The 18,996-nt window shown below is 68.0% G+C and carries 22 protein-coding genes; 15 read left to right on the top strand and 7 right to left on the bottom strand.

Annotated elements, in window-relative coordinates; all coding sequences use genetic code 11:
* Nucleotides 1-269 precede the first annotated feature (269 nt).
* The 14 genes from ACSMFO_RS17720 to ACSMFO_RS17655 all read left to right on the top strand — a co-directional run bounded on the left by ACSMFO_RS17720 (nucleotide 270) and on the right by ACSMFO_RS17655 (nucleotide 12,112).
* Nucleotides 270-920: an L-threonylcarbamoyladenylate synthase gene (locus ACSMFO_RS17720; protein ID WP_038508918.1), complete on the top strand. Its 651-nt coding sequence runs from the start codon at nucleotides 270-272 to the stop codon at nucleotides 918-920.
* A 73-nt stretch (nucleotides 921-993) separates the two neighbouring features.
* Nucleotides 994-2,145 (top strand): glycosyltransferase family 4 protein, encoded by a 1,152-nt coding sequence (locus tag ACSMFO_RS17715; RefSeq protein ID WP_038508920.1) that lies wholly within the window; start codon nucleotides 994-996, stop codon nucleotides 2,143-2,145.
* Nucleotides 2,146-2,202: 57 nt separating this feature from the next.
* Entirely contained in the window at nucleotides 2,203-2,658 is a 456-nt protein-coding gene (locus ACSMFO_RS17710) for a hypothetical protein (RefSeq protein WP_350580395.1), read from the top strand.
* A gap of 379 nt (nucleotides 2,659-3,037) precedes the next feature.
* Complete coding sequence (gene atpB / locus ACSMFO_RS17705; protein WP_005150355.1) at nucleotides 3,038-3,832, top strand: F0F1 ATP synthase subunit A; 795 nt, start codon at nucleotides 3,038-3,040, stop codon at nucleotides 3,830-3,832.
* A 61-nt stretch (nucleotides 3,833-3,893) separates the two neighbouring features.
* Nucleotides 3,894-4,148 (top strand): ATP F0F1 synthase subunit C, encoded by a 255-nt coding sequence (locus ACSMFO_RS17700; RefSeq protein ID WP_038508924.1) that lies wholly within the window; start codon nucleotides 3,894-3,896, stop codon nucleotides 4,146-4,148.
* Nucleotides 4,149-4,181: 33 nt separating this feature from the next.
* Nucleotides 4,182-4,748, top strand: a complete 567-nt coding sequence (locus ACSMFO_RS17695) for a F0F1 ATP synthase subunit B (protein WP_350580392.1) — start codon at nucleotides 4,182-4,184, stop codon at nucleotides 4,746-4,748.
* Between the two features lie 6 nt (nucleotides 4,749-4,754).
* The gene (locus ACSMFO_RS17690; RefSeq protein ID WP_340683751.1) at nucleotides 4,755-5,576 is read left to right on the top strand and encodes a F0F1 ATP synthase subunit delta; all 822 of its coding nucleotides are present in this window, start codon (nucleotides 4,755-4,757) and stop codon (nucleotides 5,574-5,576) included.
* Nucleotides 5,577-5,629: 53 nt separating this feature from the next.
* Nucleotides 5,630-7,267, top strand: coding sequence for a F0F1 ATP synthase subunit alpha (gene atpA / locus ACSMFO_RS17685; protein ID WP_038508930.1), 1,638 nt, complete (start codon nucleotides 5,630-5,632; stop codon nucleotides 7,265-7,267).
* Between the two features lie 11 nt (nucleotides 7,268-7,278).
* Entirely contained in the window at nucleotides 7,279-8,217 is a 939-nt protein-coding gene (locus ACSMFO_RS17680; RefSeq protein WP_436459620.1) for a F0F1 ATP synthase subunit gamma, read from the top strand.
* A complete protein-coding gene (atpD, locus tag ACSMFO_RS17675; protein WP_061982279.1) occupies nucleotides 8,217-9,641 on the top strand; it encodes a F0F1 ATP synthase subunit beta in 1,425 nt (474 codons plus the stop codon). Before ACSMFO_RS17680 ends, atpD begins: the two co-directional genes overlap by 1 nt.
* A 114-nt stretch (nucleotides 9,642-9,755) precedes the next feature.
* Complete coding sequence (locus ACSMFO_RS17670; RefSeq protein ID WP_016336851.1) at nucleotides 9,756-10,121, top strand: F0F1 ATP synthase subunit epsilon; 366 nt, start codon at nucleotides 9,756-9,758, stop codon at nucleotides 10,119-10,121.
* Between the two features lie 25 nt (nucleotides 10,122-10,146).
* Entirely contained in the window at nucleotides 10,147-10,581 is a 435-nt protein-coding gene (locus tag ACSMFO_RS17665) for a DUF2550 domain-containing protein (RefSeq protein WP_436459617.1), read from the top strand.
* 83 nt (nucleotides 10,582-10,664) lie between these two features.
* Nucleotides 10,665-11,900, top strand: coding sequence for a 3-phosphoshikimate 1-carboxyvinyltransferase (gene aroA / locus ACSMFO_RS17660; RefSeq protein WP_436459616.1), 1,236 nt, complete (start codon nucleotides 10,665-10,667; stop codon nucleotides 11,898-11,900).
* A 59-nt stretch (nucleotides 11,901-11,959) separates the two neighbouring features.
* A complete protein-coding gene (locus tag ACSMFO_RS17655; RefSeq protein ID WP_228694870.1) occupies nucleotides 11,960-12,112 on the top strand; it encodes a hypothetical protein in 153 nt (50 codons plus the stop codon).
* 32 nt (nucleotides 12,113-12,144) lie between these two features.
* Here ACSMFO_RS17655 and ACSMFO_RS17650 read toward each other — a convergent pair whose 3' ends face one another.
* The gene (locus ACSMFO_RS17650) at nucleotides 12,145-12,717 is read right to left on the bottom strand and encodes a cob(I)yrinic acid a,c-diamide adenosyltransferase (RefSeq protein ID WP_038508942.1); all 573 of its coding nucleotides are present in this window, start codon (nucleotides 12,715-12,717) and stop codon (nucleotides 12,145-12,147) included.
* Nucleotides 12,718-12,778: 61 nt separating this feature from the next.
* Between ACSMFO_RS17650 and murA the strand changes: the two genes are divergently transcribed.
* Entirely contained in the window at nucleotides 12,779-14,053 is a 1,275-nt protein-coding gene (murA, locus tag ACSMFO_RS17645) for a UDP-N-acetylglucosamine 1-carboxyvinyltransferase (protein ID WP_038508944.1), read from the top strand.
* On the opposite strand, the gene ACSMFO_RS17640 is transcribed toward murA, so the two are convergent.
* The 6 genes from ACSMFO_RS17640 to ACSMFO_RS17615 all read right to left on the bottom strand — a co-directional run.
* Entirely contained in the window at nucleotides 14,054-14,926 is an 873-nt protein-coding gene (locus ACSMFO_RS17640; protein ID WP_084098042.1) for a trypsin-like serine protease, read from the bottom strand.
* A gap of 78 nt (nucleotides 14,927-15,004) precedes the next feature.
* The gene (locus tag ACSMFO_RS17635; RefSeq protein ID WP_436459613.1) at nucleotides 15,005-15,667 is read right to left on the bottom strand and encodes a hypothetical protein; all 663 of its coding nucleotides are present in this window, start codon (nucleotides 15,665-15,667) and stop codon (nucleotides 15,005-15,007) included.
* Nucleotides 15,668-15,728: 61 nt separating this feature from the next.
* Nucleotides 15,729-16,352 (bottom strand): LysE family translocator, encoded by a 624-nt coding sequence (locus tag ACSMFO_RS17630; RefSeq protein ID WP_436459612.1) that lies wholly within the window; start codon nucleotides 16,350-16,352, stop codon nucleotides 15,729-15,731.
* The gene (locus ACSMFO_RS17625) at nucleotides 16,349-16,975 is read right to left on the bottom strand and encodes a LysE family translocator (protein WP_436459610.1); all 627 of its coding nucleotides are present in this window, start codon (nucleotides 16,973-16,975) and stop codon (nucleotides 16,349-16,351) included. The genes ACSMFO_RS17630 and ACSMFO_RS17625 overlap by 4 nt, the downstream gene beginning before the upstream one ends.
* Nucleotides 16,976-17,308: 333 nt before the next feature.
* Nucleotides 17,309-18,298 (bottom strand): IS481 family transposase, encoded by a 990-nt coding sequence (locus ACSMFO_RS17620; RefSeq protein ID WP_436459608.1) that lies wholly within the window; start codon nucleotides 18,296-18,298, stop codon nucleotides 17,309-17,311.
* 138 nt (nucleotides 18,299-18,436) lie between these two features.
* On the bottom strand, nucleotides 18,437-18,996 hold a 560-nt coding region (locus ACSMFO_RS17615), incomplete at its 5' end, for an IS5 family transposase (RefSeq protein WP_436459607.1).

Here is an 18,996-nt window from a genome sequence, read left to right as displayed (position 1 = left end):
CCCACTCGGTTGCGTACCGAGTCGTACGAGCTTGATCAACGGAGGATTTGGGACACCTGACGTCCCAAATCCTCCACACACGACCATGCCGCGGCGAGCGTCCGACGTCATCGAACTCCGACCGCTGACCCGTCACATTCGTCCTGCTCAGGTCTGACTGGACAGATAACCGGTCCGCTCCACCCCGGATCGCCACCCCGGCCGACGCGGCGCACGGAGGCGGGCACCTTGGCGAGACCCGCGACACCGCAGCGCTACGCTCACTGGCCATGAGCGCGGTGTACGACTGCAGCAAGCACGAATCCCGGGCCGACGGGCTCGCCGCGGCGGCGAGCGCGGTGCGCTCCAGCCGCCTGGTCGTCCTCCCGACCGACACGGTCTACGGAATCGGCGCGGACGCCTTCGACGGCGGCGCCGTCCAGTCCCTCCTGCGGGCCAAGCAGCGCGGCCCGGACATGCCGGTCGGTGTCCTGGTCGGTTCCTGGTCCACTGTGGACGGACTCGTGCTCGGCACGCCCCCGCAGGCCCGCGCGCTCATCGAGGCGTTCTGGCCCGGAGACCTGTCCATCGTCCTGCCGCACGCCCCGAGCCTGCAGTGGGATCTGGGCCAGTCACGCGGAACGGTGATGCTGCGGATGCCGCTTCACCCGGTCGCGCTGGAACTGCTGCGCGACGTCGGCCCGATGGCGGTCTCGAGCGCCAACGTCTCCGGCCGCCCGCCCGCCTCCACCGCGCAGGAGGCCGTCGACCAGCTCGGCGACAGCGTCGCGGTGTACCTCGACGGCGGATCCACCGGAGAGCCCGTTCCGTCCACGATGGTCGATCTCACCGGCGACGACCCGGTCATCCTGCGGGAGGGCGCGGTCAGCCGTGCCGCCGTCGCGGAAGTACTGGGTGTGCCCGCGGAGTCACTGGCCTAGGACCGTCGGCCGCCGTATCCCCCTGACGCGGTAGCGTGTTCGAGTGACTTGGACCTCGGCGGCGTAACGCACCATGCCTCCTACGCAAGGCCTCCCGATCCGGGAGTACATCCTCGTCGCCCTCACCGCGGCGGCCGTGACCTTCCTGCTCACCGGTGTCGTGCGCCGGGTCGCCATCCGGATCGGCGCGATCGCCAACCCGCGGGCCCGCGACGTCCACGTCACCCCGATCCCGCGGATGGGCGGCATCGGCATCTTCCTCGGTGTCGCCGCCGCGATGGGGCTGGCGCATCAGCTGCCCGCGCTGAGCCGCGGCTTCGACTTCTCCTTCGATTCGCTGGGCGTCCTGCTCGCCGCGGGCGTGATCTCCCTGATCGGCGCGCTCGACGACCGGTTCGAGCTGGACGCCTGGACGAAACTGGCCGGCCAGGTCATGTGCGCCGGGATCCTCGTGATCTTCGGGGTGCAGTGGGTGTCGTTCTGGGTGCCGTGGGGCGGCGGTGGCGAGTCCTTCGGCCAGGTGCTGGTGCTGGACAAGAACCAGGGCGCGCTGCTGACCGTCGTGCTGGTGGTCGTCATGGTCAACGCGATGAACTTCGTCGACGGTCTCGACGGGCTCGCCGGCGGCCTCGGCTTCATCGCCGCCGCCGCGACTTGCTCCTTCTCCCTCGGCCTGCTCGACTCCTCGGGCGGCGACGTCGGCGCGTACCCGCCCGCCCTCATCGCCGCCACGCTCGCGGGGGCCTGTCTCGGCTTCCTGCCGTACAACTTCCAGCCCGCGAAGATCTTCATGGGCGATTCCGGCTCGATGATGATCGGGCTGATGCTGGCCGGCGCGACGACGTCCGCGTCGGGCCGCGTGCCGTATCCGCAGTTCAGCGGCAAGGACGCGCTCGCGCTGCTCTCGCCGCTCGTCGTGGTCGCCGCGGTGCTGTTCGTGCCGCTGCTCGACCTGATCATGGCGGTCATCCGCCGCACCCGCCGCGGCGAGAGCCCGTTCGCGGCGGACAAGATGCACCTGCACCACCGCCTGCTGGAGATCGGCCACTCCCAACGCCGCGCGGTGCTGCTCATCTACTTGTGGGCGGGGCTGCTCGCGTTCGGCGCCGTTTCGGTGACGCTCTTCGACAGTGTCGCGGTTTTCTGGATTGTCGGATTCGGTTTCCTGCTGGCGACCCTGGTGTCGATCGTGCCCAGGCTCCGGTCCCGGAACCGGACCGCCTGAACCGCGCGCATCGGCACGGGCCTACACTGGCGGGCTGAGACGACCAGGGAGTTTTCTGTGAGCGAGACCGAGAAGACCGTCGAGGCGGAGGAGAACCCCCACGCCAAGGTGGTTCTGCAGGCGGCCAACTCGATGATGAAGGCTTCCCTGAAGCTGGTTCCGCCCGCGGTCCTGATCTGCGTCGTGCTCTTCACCATCCTCAATGGACTCCCGGGCCTGCTCGGCTCGGTCATCGGTGGCGTGCTCGCCATCGTGTCCGCCCTCGCGACGCTGGGCCTGATGCGCTTCAGCGCGGGCATGGACCCGATGTTCGTGATGGTGATCGCGCTCGGTGGTTACGTGCTCAAGATCGTCTTGCTGTTCGGGGCGCTGAGCCTGCTTCGCGGAGTGTCCTCGATCCACCCGATGGCCTTGGGTGTCACCATGATCGTCGCGATCCTCGTGGCCGCCGCGGTGGAGTTCGCGGCCTTCCGCAAGACCAAGATCCCGACGATCATCCCTGCCTCCCGCTGAGGTCGGGACCGAGGTCCTGACCTGGGACGGGACCTAGGTCCTCGGCCGATCGGGGGCAATGTAGTACGCCTGTACGGCCCGTCCGAACCTGCTGATATGGTCCGCGTATGGGCGGCGGCCTCGGCTGCCGGCTCCTGATGACGAACCCCGAACAGCAGTGTGGCGGCGGCGTTGAATCGTCCCTCATTACCCGCTGGTAGGCGTCTGTCTCCCGGGAGCACTGCATCGAGAATCCTCGTGTGCGGAACGTGAAACCGTGTTCAGCACATCGTGGGGTGGCCGCCTCCGACGGCCCGATACGTGTCGGGTACGTTAAGTCCAGATCGTGACGATTCCCCCGGCGGAGTGAACGCCGGCCGGGAGAACCGGAAGGAGCCCAGTGGGCGCGCTGGTACTAGCCGAGGGTGCGGAGTTCGCGCCGCCTGGTGTCAAAGACTTCAACCTGCCGCCGTTGTTCGGTTCCGGCTGGTTTGCTTTCACCAAGCCGATGCTGCTGGTGGTCATCTCCCTGATCATCATCATCACCTACTTCATGGTGACGTCTCGCCGGTTGAAGGTCGTCCCGGGCAAGGGACAGTTCATCGCCGAAAGCATCTACAACTTCGGCCGCAACAACATCGCGCGTGAGCAGATCGGTTCGGCCGACTTCAAGCCGTTCATTCCGCTGATCCTGGGTCTGTTCAGCTTCGTGCTGGTGAACAACCTGTTCGGGATCATCCCGTTCTTCCAGTTCCCGACGATGGCGCGAATCGGCTTCCCGGTCGCCCTCGCGTTCCTTGTCGTTTACCCGGTGTACCACTACGTCGGGTTCAAACGCCACGGCTTCAAGGGTTACCTGAAGAAGGAACTGGCGCCGGCGGGTATTCCCGGGTTCGTGCTGCCGCTGTACTCCACCATCGAGTTCGCGCAGAAGTTCTTCATCGCGCCGGCGACCCTGGCCATCCGGGTTTTCGCCGCGATGTTCGCCGGCCACCTCATCATCATGGTCTTCACACTCGGTGGCAGCTTCCTGCTGACCGAGGGCGAAGGTCTCGTGAAGGTCGCGTCGCCGGTGGCATTCCTCTTCGCCATCGCGATGACCTTCCTGGAGGCATTCATCCAGGTCCTGCAGGCATTCATTTTCGCACTGCTGTCCGCAGGCTACATCGGCGCCGCGCTGGCGTCGGAGCACTGAGAACACCAAAAGACCCCCGATCCGCGTGAGTCGCGCGGACCGAGTTTGAAGGGAAACGCACGTGAGCAACATCGTTCTTGCGCAGGCCGCCACCGAGGCCGTCAGCATCAACAAGGGTCTCGCCGCCATCGGTTACGGCCTCGGCGCGATCGGCCCCGGTATCGGTGTGGGTCTCATCTTCGCCGCCGTCATCAACGGCACCGCCCGTCAGCCGGAGGCCCAGGGCAAGCTGCAGAGCATCGCCTTCTCGACCTTCGTGCTGACCGAGGTGCTGGCGCTGATCGGTATCGTCATCTACTTCCTCGCCTCCGCCTAAGGCTGAGTTTCGCTCATCGCTTAAGGAGACGTTGTGCTGAAGACCGAATTGGTGTTGGCCGCCGAAGAGGTGCCCAACCCGATCGTGCCGCACGTTCCCGAGCTCATCCTCGGGTTCATCGCCTTCCTTCTGCTGCTGTTCGTTCTGAAGAAGTACGTCGTCCCGCGTTTCGAGGCGACCTACGAAGAGCGGACGAAGCTGATCGAGGGTGGCATCGAGCGGGCCGAGAAGGCGCAGGCCGAAGCCGAAGAAAACCTTGCGCAGTACAAGGCGCAGCTGGCGGAAGCCCGTTCCGAGGCCGCGAAGATCCGCGACGACGCCCGGCTCGAAGCCGAGCAGATCAAGGCGGAACTGCGGACCGAGGCCGAAGCCGAGTCCCAGCGCATCGTCGCCCAGGGTCAGGCTCAGCTGCAGGCCCAGAAGGCGCAGATCATCGCCGAGCTGCGCGCCGAACTCGGCCGTAACTCCGTCGAGCTGGCCAGCCGCATCGTCGGCGAGTCGCTCGCGGACGACGCGCGCCGTCACGGCACCGTGGACCGGTTCCTGGCCGAATTGGAGACCGCGGGCGCCAACGGTGCCGGTCTCGGAGCGGGGAAGTAGACCAGAATGACGCTGCATGCTGCGAGCCGTGAAGCGCTCGACCTCGCCGAGAAGCGTCTCGGCGAGGTTCTGGCCGCCGCGGGTACGGACCCGGCGACGGTCGGCGACGAGCTGCTTTCGGTCGTCGCCCTGCTGGACCGGGAGATCGGCCTGCGCCGGGCCGTCGCCGACGGTTCGGCCTCGTCCGAAGCCCGGATCGGCCTCGCCCGCGGGATCCTCGCGGGCAAGGTTTCCGAACCGGCCCTGCAGGTGCTCGACTCCGTGGCGGGCAGCCGCTGGTCGAGCCCGCGCGAACTGACCGACGGGCTCGAGGCCCTCGGCCGCTCGGCGCTGCTCACCAGTGCGGAGAAGTCCGGGAACATCGACGCTGTCGAAGACCAGCTGTTCCGGGTCAGTCGTATCGTCGCGGGTGAGCCGGAGCTCGAACGGGCACTTTCCGACCTGACCGCCCCCGCGGAGGCGAAGCGGACCCTGGTCCGCACCTTGTTCGCCGACAAGGTGGACGTGGTCACCAAGACCCTCGTCGAGCAGGTCGTCCTGCGCGCCAAGGGCCGCGGGGTCGGCAACGCCCTCGAAGAGCTGGTCCAGCTGGCCGCGGAACGCCGTGAGCGCTCGGTCGCCCGGGTGACCAGCGCGAGCGCGCTTTCCGACGAACAGCAGGCTCGGCTGAGCGAGAAGCTCAACGCCCTTTACGGGCGGCAGCTCGCGCTGCACGTCGAGGTCGACCCGTCACTCGGCGGCGGACTCGTGGTCCGCGTCGGCGACGAGGTCATCGACGGCAGCACCGCGGGGCGGATCGACGCCCTGCGTCGCCGGTTGGCCGGCTGACCCACAACAACGACTTTGCACACTGGCACGAACGAAGCGAGAGCGGGAACGAAATGGCGGAGCTGACGATCTCCTCGGATGAGATCCGTAGCGCGATCGAGAACTACGTCTCGAGTTACGCCCCGGACGTGAGCCGGGAAGAGGTTGGCGTCGTCGTCGACGCCGGTGACGGTATCGCCCACATCGAGGGTCTTCCCTCGGCGATGGCCAACGAGCTGCTCGAGTTCCCCGGCGGGGTCCTCGGCGTGGCGCTGAACCTGGACGCGCGCTCCATCGGTGCCGCGATCCTCGGTGACTTCGAGACCGTCGTCGAAGGTCAGGAAGTCAAGCGGACCGGTCAGGTCCTCTCGGTTCCGGTCGGCGAGGGCTACCTCGGCCGCGTCGTGAACCCGCTGGGCGCCCCGATCGACGGCCTCGGCGAGATCGAGACCACCGAGCGCCGCCCGCTGGAGGTCAAGGCCGCTTCGGTGGTCGAGCGCCAGCCGGTGGCCGAGCCGCTGCAGACCGGTATCACCGCGATCGACGCGATGACCCCGATCGGCCGTGGCCAGCGCCAGCTGATCATCGGTGACCGCAAGACCGGTAAGACGGCCGTCGCGGTGGACACGATCATCAACCAGAAGGCCAACTGGGAGACCGGCGACCCGAAGAAGCAGGTTCGCTGCATCTACGTCGCGGTCGGCCAGAAGGGCTCCACGATCGCCGCGGTCAAGAAGTCCCTCGAGGACGCCGGCGCGATGGAGTACACCACCATCGTCGCGGCCCCCGCGTCGGACTCCGCCGGCTTCAAGTGGATCGCGCCGTACACCGGCTCGGCCATCGGCCAGCACTGGATGTACGAGGGCAAGCACGTCCTCATCGTGTTCGACGACCTGACCAAGCAGGCCGACGCCTACCGCGCGATCTCGCTGCTGCTGCGTCGCCCGCCGGGCCGTGAAGCCTTCCCCGGCGACGTCTTCTACTTGCACTCCCGCCTCCTCGAGCGTTGCGCGAAGCTCTCGGACGAGCTGGGCGCGGGCTCGCTGACCGGTCTCCCGATCATCGAGACCAAGGCGAACGACGTGTCGGCCTACATCCCGACGAACGTCATCTCGATCACCGACGGTCAGTGCTTCTTCCAGTCGGACCTGTTCAACGCCGGTCAGCGCCCGGCCATCGACGTGGGTATCTCGGTTTCCCGCGTGGGTGGTGCCGCGCAGGTCAAGGCGATGAAGGACGTTTCGGGTTCGCTCCGTATCGACCTGTCGCAGTACCGCGAGCTGGAGGCCTTCGCGGCCTTCGCTTCGGACCTCGACGACGCGTCGAAGGCGCAGCTTGAGCGCGGTGCCCGCCTGTACGAGGTGCTCAAGCAGCCGCAGTACTCGCCGATCCCGGTCGAGGAGCAGGTCGTCACGGTGTACCTCGGCACGAACGGTCACTTCGACACCGTTCCGACCGAGGACGTGCGCCGCTTCCGCGACGAGTTCGTCGACTCCGCGCGTCGCAAGCACGGAGAGCTCCTCAAGGACATCCGCGAGTCGGGCAAGTTCTCCAAGGAGACCGCTTCCGGGCTGGTCGACGCGGTGAACGAGTTCAAGAAGGAGTTCACCACCTCCGAGGGCAAGAGCCTGGTCGAGGTCTCCGACGCGATGGACGCCGAGAAGGTCGGGCAGGAGACCGTCAAGGTCAACAAGCCCGCCCCGAAGAAGTGAGCTGATAGCTCATGGCCGCACAACTCCGAGAACTCCGGTCGCGTATCAAGGCGACCAAGTCCATCGGCAAGATCACCAAGGCGATGGAGCTCATCGCCACCGCGCGCATCACCAAGGCGCGGGCGAAGGTCGCGGCTTCCCGGCCGTACTCGGACGAGATCACGAACGTGCTCTCGGCCCTGGCCGGAGCCTCGGCGAACCTCGACCACCCGCTTCTGGTCGAGCGTCCGAACCCGAAGCGCGCGGCGGTCCTCGTGATCACCAGCGACAAGGGCCAGTGCGGTGGGTACAACTCCAACGTGCTGAAGGCGACCGAGGAGCTCCTCACGCTGCTGCGTGAGCAGGGCAAGGAGCCGGTGCTGTACGTGACCGGCAACAAGGGCCTGAGCTTCTACCGCTTCCGTGGCCGCGAGGTGGCCGAAAGCTGGACGGGCTTCTCCGACCAGCCCGGTTACGTCAACGCCGCGGAGGCCGGTGAACTCATCGTCGAGTCGTTCCTGAACGGCGCCGACGACGAGGCGGGCAACGCCGACGGCATCCTGGGTGTCGACGAGATCCACGTCGTCTACACCGAGTTCGTCTCGATGCTCACCCAGCGTCCCGTCGCCAAGCGCGTCGCGCCGCTCGAGGTCGAGTACACCGAGGGCGAAGAGGAGAAGCCCGAAAGCCTGCTCCCGAGCTACGAGTTCGAGCCCAGCGCCGAGAAGCTGCTCGCCGCGTTGCTGCCGAAGTACATCAACACGCGGATCTTCGCGGCGATGCTCGAGTCGGCGGCGTCCGAACTCGCGGCCCGCCGTACCGCGATGAAGGCGGCGTCGGACAACGCGAACGAACTGGTGAACACGCTGACGCGGGAGGCGAACCAGGCCCGCCAGGCGCAGATCACCCAGGAGATCTCCGAAATCGTCGGTGGGGCGAACGCTCTCACCGCAGCAGGAAGTGATGACTGATGACCAGTACTGAAGCCCGTGCCAAGGGGCGCATCGTCTCGGTGACCGGCCCGGTCGTCGACGTCGAATTCCCGCGCGGTTCCGTTCCCGACCAGTTCAACGCGCTCAAGGTCGAAATCGAGTTCGAGCAGCTGCGCAAGACGGTGACGCTCGAGGTCGCCAGCCACCTCGGTGACAACCTCGTCCGCACCATTTCGCTCCAGCCGCAGGACGGCCTCGTCCGTGGCGCCGAGGTCACCGACACCGGCGGCCCCATCACGGTCCCGGTCGGCGACAAGGTCAAGGGCCACGTCTACAACGCGCTCGGCGAGTGCCTGGACGAGCCCGGCTACGGCGACGACCTCGAGCGCTGGGGCATCCACCGCAACCCGCCTTCCTTCGACCAGCTCGAAGGCAAGACGAAGATGCTGGAGACCGGCCTCAAGGTCGTCGACCTGCTGACCCCGTACGTCGAGGGTGGCAAGATCGGCCTGTTCGGCGGTGCCGGCGTCGGCAAGACGGTGCTCATCAAGGAGATGATCACCCGTGTCGCCCGGAACTTCGGTGGTACCTCGGTGTTCGCCGGTGTCGGCGAGCGCACCCGTGAGGGCAACGACCTCTTCCTGGAGATGTCCGAGGACGGCGTCATCAACGACACCGCCCTCGTCTTCGGCCAGATGGACGAGCCGCCGGGCACCCGTATGCGGGTCGCGCTGTCCGCGCTGACCATGGCGGAGTACTTCCGCGATGTGCAGAACCAGGACGTGCTGCTCTTCATCGACAACATCTTCCGGTTCACTCAGGCCGGTTCCGAGGTGTCGACCCTGCTGGGCCGCATGCCTTCGGCCGTGGGTTACCAGCCGACGCTGGCCGACGAGATGGGTCAGCTCCAGGAGCGGATCACCTCGACCCGTGGTCGTTCGATCACCTCGATGCAGGCGATCTACGTCCCCGCGGACGACTACACCGACCCGGCCCCGGCGACGACGTTCGCCCACCTGGACGCCACCACGGAGCTTTCGCGTGGCGTGTTCCAGAAGGGCATCTTCCCGGCGGTGGACCCGCTGGCGTCGACGTCGACCATTCTCGACCCGGCCATCGTCGGTGAGGACCACTACCGCGTGGCCTCCGAGGTCATCCGGATCCTGCAGAAGTACAAGGAGCTGCAGGACATCATCGCGATCCTCGGTATGGACGAGCTGTCGGAAGAGGACAAGCTCACCGTTCAGCGCGCGCGCCGCATCGAGCGGTTCCTGTCGCAGAACATGCTGGTCGCCGAGGCGTTCACGCAGATCCCGGGCTCGACCGTGCCGCTGGCGGAGACCATCGAGTCGTTCGACCGCATCACCAAGGGCGACTTCGACCACTACCCGGAGCAGGCGTTCCTGGGTATCGGTGGTCTCGAAGACCTCGAGAAGAAGTACAAGGAAATCACCAAGAAGTGATGTTCCGATGAGCGGCGGGATCAGTGTCTACTGTGGACGCTGGTCCCGCCGTTCGCTTACTGGGAACTTCGACTACTACACTCGGTGCCAGCACCTGAGGTGAAGGGAAGCTACGTGGCTGAGATTTCTGTCGAGCTGGTAGCCGTCGAGCGCCGTCTCTGGTCCGGTACCGCCACGTTCGTGGTGGCGCAGACCACCGAGGGCGAGATCGGCATCATGGCCGGTCACGAGCCGGTTCTGGGCCAGCTCGTCGAGGGTGGCGTCGTGAAGGTGACGACCACGGACGGCGAGACCGTGACCGCCGCGGTGCACGGCGGTTTCCTGTCGGTCACCGCGACCGGCGTGAGCATCCTCGCCGAGAGCGCGGAGCTCTCGGACGAGATCGACGTCGACGCGGCCAAGAAGGCGCTGACCGGCGAAGACGAGCAAGAGCGGGCTAGGGCGACTGCCCAGCTTCGCGCGGCCGGTCAGTCAGTCTGACCGGGCGAGAGGCAGGGGCCGGGCCGTGGAAATCGCCGTGGGTGTTCTCGGGGCCCTGACCGTCCTGGCCGTGCTCGCGGCCTGGTATTCGTTGCGGTGGGTCCGGATGCGCCGCGGTGGCGGCGTGAGCGTCGCCCTGCGGTGGCGTCCGGACGAGGCGCGGTCCAGCTGGCATCTGGGGCTGGGCCGCTACGAGGGCGACGAGTTCGTCTGGTTCCGGGTGTGGAGCCTGCGGACCGGCCCGGACCGGGTCTTCCAGCGGGCGAGCATGGAGATCGCGGACCGTCGCGATCCCTCCGGCACGGAGGCGTACGCCGTCCCCGAAGGTTCGATCGTCCTGCGGTGTGAGTCCGCCACGCAGGAGGCGATCGAGATCGCGATGGGCCCCGGTGCCCTCACCGGCTTCCTTTCCTGGCTTGAGTCGGCCCCGCCGGGCCGCCGCCTGCCGCGCGCTTCCTGATCACGCGTGTCGTCCGTCTGATCACGCGTGTCCCGCGTCTGATCACGCGAGTTCGCCGTTCGGGCACGCCGTATGCTCACGCCGTGACCATCGTCGACATCCCCGGTTCGAAGTCGATCACCGCCCGAGGCCTGTTCCTCGCGGCCGCCGCCCACGGGACGACCGTGCTGAGCAGGCCGCTGCGTTCGGACGACTCCGAGGGCTTCGCCGAGGGCCTCCTCAAGCTCGGCTATCAGGTCTCACGCGCTCCCGGCGAGTGGACGATCGAGGGCAGGCCCGAGGGGCCCGCCGTCGACAGCGCCGACGTCTTCTGCCGTGACGGCGCCACCACCGCGCGGTTCCTGCCGGCACTGGCCGCCGCCGGTCACGGCACCTTCCGGTTCGATGCCTCCGAGCAGATGCGCGCCCGGCCGCTGGGCCCGCTCACCGACGCGTTGCTGGAACTGGGCGTCGACCTGACCTTCGAAGGCTCGCCGGGCCACCATCCGCTGGTGGTGCGGGCCGCCGGGATCAAGGGCGGCGAGCTGACGCTGGACGCGGGGCTGTCGTCGCAGTTCCTGACCGCGTTGCTGCTGGTCGGTCCCTTGACCGCCGAGGGCCTGCGGATCACCGTCACGGACCTCGTTTCGGTGCCCTACGTCGAGATCACCATCGCGATGATGCGGCGCTTCGGCGTCGAGGTCGTCCGTGACGGCGACACGTTCGTCGTGCCGCCCACGCCGTATCAGGGCTGTCGCTACGAGATCGAGCCCGACGCTTCGACGTCCAGCTACTTCTTCGCGGCGGCGGCCTTGGCCGATCGCTCGGTGACCGTGCCGGGGCTCGGCGAGGGCGCTCTGCAAGGGGATCTGGCCTTCGTCGAGGTCCTGCGGCGGATGGGCGCGGACGTCGAAGTCGGCCCGGACGCCGTGACCGTGACCGGAACGGGTGGCCTGCGCGGGGTCACGGTGAACATGCGCGACATCTCCGACACCGTGCCGACGCTCGCGGCCATCGCGCCGTTCGCGGACGGGCCGGTGCGGATCGAGGACGTCTACAACACGCGCATCAAGGAATGCGACCGGCTGGCGGCGTGCGAGGAGAACCTGCGCGCGATGGGTGTTCCGGTCGAGACGGGGCGGGACTGGATCGAGATCCGGCCCGGCGTGCCGACGGGGGCCTTGGTGAAATGCCGCCGGGACCACCGGATCGCGATGGCGTTCAGTGTCACCGGGCTGCGGACGCCGGGGATCACGCTGGACGACCCCGGTTGCGTGAAGAAGACCTTCCCCGGTTTCCATGATGCTCTCGCTTCGCTCCGAACCTCCTGGGGCATTTAGTCCTCTGAATGCGGCATTTCTACCGGGCTGCGGACGTGATCCACGTCTATTCTCGGTCCATGACTCAGAGCGAGGACACGAACCGCTGGAGCCACCTTCCCGAGTCCGTGTCCCTGGAGGACACGATCACGATGAAGGCGATCGACCCGGGCAAGGACGGCACGCCCGACGTCGACCTCGAGCGCTATTGGGCAGCACGCGAACAGGGCTGAAGGTGAGCTGAAGGGCGCGATGAAAGCGTCCTTCAGCTCGCCCCGCCCGGCTGCCACAGGATGTCGCCGTCCGGATTCGCCAGCCGCGACAGGATGAACAGCAGGTCCGAAAGCCGGTTCAGGTATTTGATCGCCAGCTGATTCGTCGTGGCCTGCTCGGCCTCGAACAGCGCCCAGCCGGACCGCTCGGCGCGCCGCGCGACGGTGCGGGCCTGATGCAGGAAAGCCGCCCCCGGGGTGCCACCCGGCAGGATGAACGACGTCAGCTTCGGCACGCGCTCGTTGAACTCGTCGCACCAGCCTTCCAGCCGTTCGATGTACCGCTCGGTGATGCGCAGCGGCTCGTACGGCGGGTTCTCCACGATCGGCGCGCACAGATCCGCGCCGACGTCGAAGAGATCGTTCTGCACCGCACGCAGCACCTGCGTGATCTCCTCGGGGAGCGCGCCCATCGCGAGCGCGAGCCCGATGACGGAGTTGGCTTCGTCGACGTCGGCGTACGCGCCAAGGCGGGGCGAGGTCTTCGGCACGCGGGAGCCGTCGCCGAGCGCCGTGGTGCCGTTGTCGCCGACCTTCGTGTACACGCGGTTGATGCGAACGACCATGAAGCCGACTCTACCGGCCCGGCGTAAGGCAAATCCGGGCGAGAGGGCATGATTGGCGCCCATGAGCGAGCACTTCGACGTGCACGGCGGAGCACGGCTGGTCGGCGAGGTCGACGTGGTCGGGGCCAAGAACAGCGTCCTGAAACTGATGGCCGCGGCCCTGCTGGCCGAGGGTACGACGACCATCACGAACTGCCCCCAGATCCTGGACGTTCCCCTGATGGGCGACGTCTTGCGCAGTGTCGGCTGCGAGGTCGTCATCGACGGCGACACCGCCACGATCACCACCCCGGCCGAGCTGTCGCACCGGGCCGATTCGGCCGCGATGGGCAAGCTGCGGGCGTCGGTATGCGTGCTGGGGCCGCTGGTCGGACGGCTCAAGCAGGCCGTCGTGGCGCTGCCGGGCGGGGACGCCATCGGCTCGCGGCCGCTGGACATGCACCAGAACGGCCTGCGCAAGCTGGGCGCCACCAGCACGATCGAGCACGGCTGCGTCGTGGCGAAGGCCGACGGGCTGCGTGGCGCGCAGATCTGGCTGGACTTCCCGAGCGTCGGCGCCACCGAGAACATCCTGATGGCCGCCGTGCTCGCCGAGGGCACCACGGTCATCGACAACGCCGCGCGCGAACCCGAGATCGTCGACATCTGCACGATGCTGACCGAGATGGGCGCGAAGGTCGAAGGCGCGGGCACGTCGACCCTCACCGTCGAGGGCGTCGAGAAGCTGCACCCCACCGAGCACCGCGTGATCGGCGACCGGATCGTCGGCGCGACCTGGGCGTTCGCCGCCGCGATGACCCGGGGCGACCTGACCGTCCGCGGCGTCAACCCGCACTACCTCGACCTGGTCCTCGACAAGCTCCGCCTGGCGGGTGCCGAAGTCGAGACGTTCGACGACAAGGGCTTCCGCATCGTCCAGAACGAGCGCCCGAAGGCCGTCGACTGGGTGACGCTGCCGTACCCCGGTTTCGCGACCGACCTGCAGCCGTTCGCGGTGGCGCTGTCCGCGGTCTCCGAGGGCACCTCGATGATCACGGAGAACATCTACGAAGCCCGGTTCCGGTTCATCGAAGAGATGATGCGGCTTTCCGGCGACGCGCGCACCGACGGGCACCACGCCGTCGTCCGCGGCGTGGAGAAGCTTTCGAGCGCCCCGGTGTGGGCCGCGGACATCCGCGCCGGCGCCGGGCTGGTGCTGGCCGGGCTGTGCGCGGACGGCGTCACCGAGGTCTGGGACGTCTTCCACATCGACCGCGGTTACCCGCATTTCGTGGAGAACCTGAACCGGCTCGGTGCCCGCATCGAGCGCGTCGCGGGCGAACCCGAGCGGGCTTGATCAGGGCAGGGCGACGAACGGCGCGAGGAAGTCACGCGACGTCGGCGAGTCCAGCCGGTAGGTGACATTGGTGGCGTAGCAGGGGCCGTCACCGGTGATGGTCGTCGACACGAGGACACGCTTGCCGTCGATCGTGGCGAAGTTCGGCCCGCCGGAGTCGCCGTAGCAGGCGCCGCCGTTGCCCTGCGGCGCCGTCATCGCGAGCCGGACCCAGGTCTTGTTGAGCGCGTCGAAGGTGACGGGCGCCTTCATCCGGACGCCGCCGCCGGGATGCGTGTGCCCGCCCGGCCCGTTCACGGCTTCCTGCGTGCCGTAGCCGGCGACCACGAACGGCGTCGAGTTCAGCCCCTGCGGGCCGAGCTTGTCGAGCTGACCGGCACTGGGCAGCTTCGCGGGGGTGAAGCTCCAACGTGCGGCGACCTGCTTCGCGGGCAGCTGGACGACGGCGATGTCGTGCGAGTCGGCGGAGTTGCCGGGGTAGCCGGGCTCGCTGTGCGCGACGCCCTCGACGGCGACGGCCTTGGCGACCGCCGCCGGGTCGCCGGGGTACTTCTTCGCGGCCGCGTCGAGACCCGCTTGCACGTCCTGGTCGAGCGAGACGAAGAACCGCACGTTGGCGGGCCAGTCGGTGGTGCAGTGCGCGGCGGTGAGGAACGTGTCGGCGTCGACCATGGTGCCGGAGCACACCCAGTCGACCCGGTCGGGTGTGGCGGGGTCGCCGTCGTTGTCCCAGGTGGCGACGAGGGCGCCGACCTCGGTGCGCTCGGGCGCGGGGGTCGCGTTGTAGGAGTTGATCGCGGTCGCGGCGGTGGCGCCGCCCAGCAGCAGGGCGGCGGCCATCGCCGTGACGGTGGCGGCGGGGGTGAACCTCACGAACGGCCTCCTCGGCTAGGTGCTTCTGGAGACGGGATTCAACGTGGTGGACGCCGGAAAGTCACCCGCCGAAAGTAGTCATGCGTCCCGGCGCCGCCGCGTTCCCGCGTAGACCGCGGCACCGCCCGCGGCCAGCGAACCCAGCCCGGTCAGCAGTACGGGTTCGAGAGCGAAACCGGTCTTGGCCAGTGACGGCGAGCTCGCGACCGCGACGTCGGCGCGGGGTGCGGCGGCCGCGGCGACAGCCGCCACTGGCACGACCGAAGGTGGGACGGCTTCGGCGCGTGGTCCCCCGGGCGGGGGAGTCTCGACCGGCGGCTTCGTGGCGGGCGGCGTCCGGTCCGGCACGCAGGCGGTGTGCGCGGGATTACCGCGTCCGACGCCGTGGTTGCGGTCGCATTCGTAGCCCGCGTTCGCGTCGGAACCGCCCGGCAGCTGCCCGCGCGGGTTCTTGTTGTCGGCCTTGCCGACGCAACCGGCGCAGGGCTTGCCGACGGCTTCGCCACCGCCGTTGCCGTTGGCCGACGGCGAACCGTCCCGGGTGGAGTCGTACGGCCCGTGCTTGTTCGCGCCGTGCCCGGAGAAGTCCGCTTTGGACGGTGGCTGCGGTTTGGTGGTGTCCTGCGCGTGTCCGGGCGGGGCTCCGGAGTTACCGCGCTCGCCGGCATCGGCGGGACCCGCGCCGAGGAGAATGAGGGAGAAGGCGGCTCCGGCGAGAACGCCGTAGGTCTTCATGTTCATCGAAGCCTCCTGAGGTCGCGCCATTGCGACATCCGGAGTATCGCGTGAACGACCGAAGGGGTTACTCCAGTACGAGCGCGGCGCCGAAGCCGACCAGCGCCGTCCCGGTGACGCCGTCGAGCGCGCGGCGCACCTTGCGGCGTTCCAGCCAGGTCCGCACGCGGTGCACGAAGAACAGCAGTAGTAGCTGGGCGAGGGTGCCCGCCGCGGCGATCGTGTACGCCAGCAGCAGCGCGTCCCCGGTGTCTGTGACGCCAGGGGTCAGGAACTGCGGCAGCACCGACAGGTACAGCACGAGGACCTTCGGGTTGGTGACGTTGGAGAGGAAGCCCTCCCGCCAGCGGCGGAATCCGCTCCGCCGGGCGGCGGCGGTCTCGGCGAGCCCGTCGTAATCGCCGCGGAAGGCGCCGATCAGAGCCCGGACGCCGAGGTAGCAGAGGTACGCCGCGCCCGCCCATTTCACGGCTTCGAACACCGGCCGCGAGTTCATGATGACCGCGCCGAGACCGAGCGCGGCCGCGGTCGCCTGCGCGAGATTCGCGACGCCGACGCCGAAGCAGGCCCAGCCTCCGCCGCGGACACCACCGGACAGCGCGTTCTTCAGCACCACCATGTTGTCCGGGCCGGGGACGAGCGCGAGCGCCAGCATCATCAGCGCGAAACCGCTGTACACACCCCAGGTCATGACTCGAACACCAAAGCCGCGCCGAAGCCGACCAACGCGGTGCCGGTGATGCCGTCGAGCGCGCGGCGCACCTTGCGGCGTTCGAGCCAGGACCGCACGCGGTGCACGAAGAACAGCAGCGTCAGCAGCCAGATCGCGCCCAGCACGGCGACCGTGTACGCGAGCAGCAGCGCGTGCCATGCCGACGTCGTCACCGGGTCGAGGAACTGCGGCAGCACCGAGAGGTACAGCACGAGCACCTTCGGGTTGGTGATGTTGGAAAGGAAGCCCTCGCGGAAGCGGCGGAACCCGGTCGACCGTTGCTGCTTCACCGCCGTGACACCGGAGTAGTCGCCCCGCCACGCGCCGCGCAACGCCTGGAAACCGAGGAAGACCAGGTATGCGGCGCCGACCCATTTGAGCGTCACGAACACCGGCTGCGACTGCGCGATCACGACACCGAGGCCGAGGGCGGCGGCGGTGCCCTGGACGGCGTTGGCCACGAAGATCCCGGCCGTGGTGAGGAAACCGCCGCGGGTGCCGCCGGACAGCGAGTTCTTGAGCATCACCATCGTGTCCGGCCCCGGCGCGAGGACGATCAGGACGACGATGACCAGATAGCTGCTGTACGAACTCCACGTCACGGTCACCCACGCTAGACGCCGGTGGCGGGGGAGTCTCGCGGATTTCGGTCACAGTCCCACGGCATGGTCGGGCAGCCGCTGTGACTGCTGGTGTACCTGGGTCGAGTGTGGCGAGCCGCGTGTCCGTGAAGGCCTCCTTCCCTACCCTGAAGGTAGTGAAGGAGGCCTTCACGGACCTAGCTACTGCCAGCCTTCCCAGAGGCTCGCTCAGTCGGTGCGCCCAATGTGGCATTGGAGACGCTCAGCGTCCCCAATGCCACATTGGGCGCACTTGTCCGCCAAACTCACTGGTGGGTAAACAAAGATCAATCAGTGAAGGAGGCCTTCACGGACCTAGGTGTATTGACCTGGGAGGTTGGGGACGCGGCTGGCGGGTGGTTTGCCGGCGAGTGCGGTGTGGCCGCGGTGGTGATTGTAGGTGTGGAGCCAGCCTGGGTAGGCGTCGCGGCGCTCGGTTTCGGAGCGGTAGGTGCGGGCGTAGGCCCATTCCTCGAGCAGGGTGCGGTTGAACCGCTCGACTTTGCCGTTGGTCTGGGGCCGGTAGGGTCGGGTGCGTTTGTGGCTGATCCCGGCGTTGGTCAGTGTGTCGCGCCAGAGGCGGGACTTGTAGCAGGAGCCGTTGTCGGTCAGGACCCGTGCGACGGTGATTCCATAGCTGGTGAAGAAGTTCTGGGCTCGCTGCCAGAACGCGGCCGCGGTTTCTTTCTTCTGGTCGGGCAGGATCTCGCTGTAGGCCAGGCGGGAGTGGTCGTCGACGGCGTTGTGGACGTAGCTGGACCCGATCCTGGGTTTGCCGTGCCGGTAGCGGGCGGTGGTGGTGGCTTTCTTGTGTCGCAGGCCGGTGGCGCGGTCGAGGACACGGTGCCCGCCGCCGTCGGGGATGTTGCCCAGCTTCTTGATGTCGACGTGGATCAGGTCGCCGGGTGCGGCGTGTTCGTAGCGGCGGACCGACCGGCCGGTGACCCGGTCCAGGTGCGTGAGCCTGGCCATGCCATAACGGCGCAGGACAGCATGCACCGTGGACGGATTCAGTCCGAGCAGGTAGGCGATCCGGGCCGGCCCCCACCTGCGCAGGACCCGGACCTTGATGATCCGCCGTTCGGTCCGGGCCGGGGTCCGCGACGGACTGCGGCGGGGACGGGACGAGCGATCGACCATGCCTGCTTCGCCGTCTTTGCGGTAGCGGTCGGCCCAGCGTTTCGCCGTGGACACCGCGACCTGGAACCGTTCCGCCGCCCGCCGCAACGGCCATTCATCGTCCACGACACACCGGGCCAGACGCAGCCTCCCAGCAGGGGTCAACGGTGCGTTAGCGTGAGTCACGAGGGCCTCCAGGTATCCGGTGCAGATGTCGCAATCCACACCGAACCCGGAGGCCCTCCCTCATTCCAAGATCATCTGACTACGTGTCTCCCCGTTCACAACCTCCCGGGGCAGTACACCTAGGCCGTGTCCTGTAAGTCATTGGAGCCAGAGCACGATCGCGGCGATGGTGAGTTCGGCCTGGTAGTAGGCGGCGCGTTTGGCGTAGCGGGTGGCCAGGTCGCGGAACTGTTTGAGCCGGTTGAAGCACCGTTCGACCACGTTGCGCTGTTTATAGGCCTCGGCGTCGAACGCTGGTGGTCGCCCGCCGCTGCGGCCTTTGGCTGTGCGGCGGGCGATCTGGTCATCCCGTTCCGGACTGACGAACCTAATCCGCCGGTCTCGCATCGCCCGGCGGGTTGACGGATGCGAATACGCCTTGTCCGCGATCACCGTCTCCGGTCGGCAGCGTGGCCGGCCGGGACCGATCCGGGCGACGGTGATGCCGTCCAGCAGCGGAACCAGCTGCGGGTTGTCGCCAGCCTGGCCCGGGGTGAGCAGGAACCGCATCGGCAGGCCCCGCCCGTCCACAACCAAGTGGATCTTGGTGCTCAGCCCGCCACGGGACCGCCCGAGTCCTTCCCCGTCGAGGGCGAGAGCTTCGATTCCGTCGCTGCATCCCCCTTTTTCCGGGCACCGGCGGCATGCTGGTGCGCCCG

It is taken from the genome of Amycolatopsis sp. w19, assembly GCF_051373225.1.
Lineage (GTDB): Bacteria > Actinomycetota > Actinomycetes > Mycobacteriales > Pseudonocardiaceae > Amycolatopsis > Amycolatopsis japonica.
The sequence above is the reverse complement of the archived record's forward strand: the minus strand, read 5'-3'. Positions and strand labels throughout refer to the sequence as shown.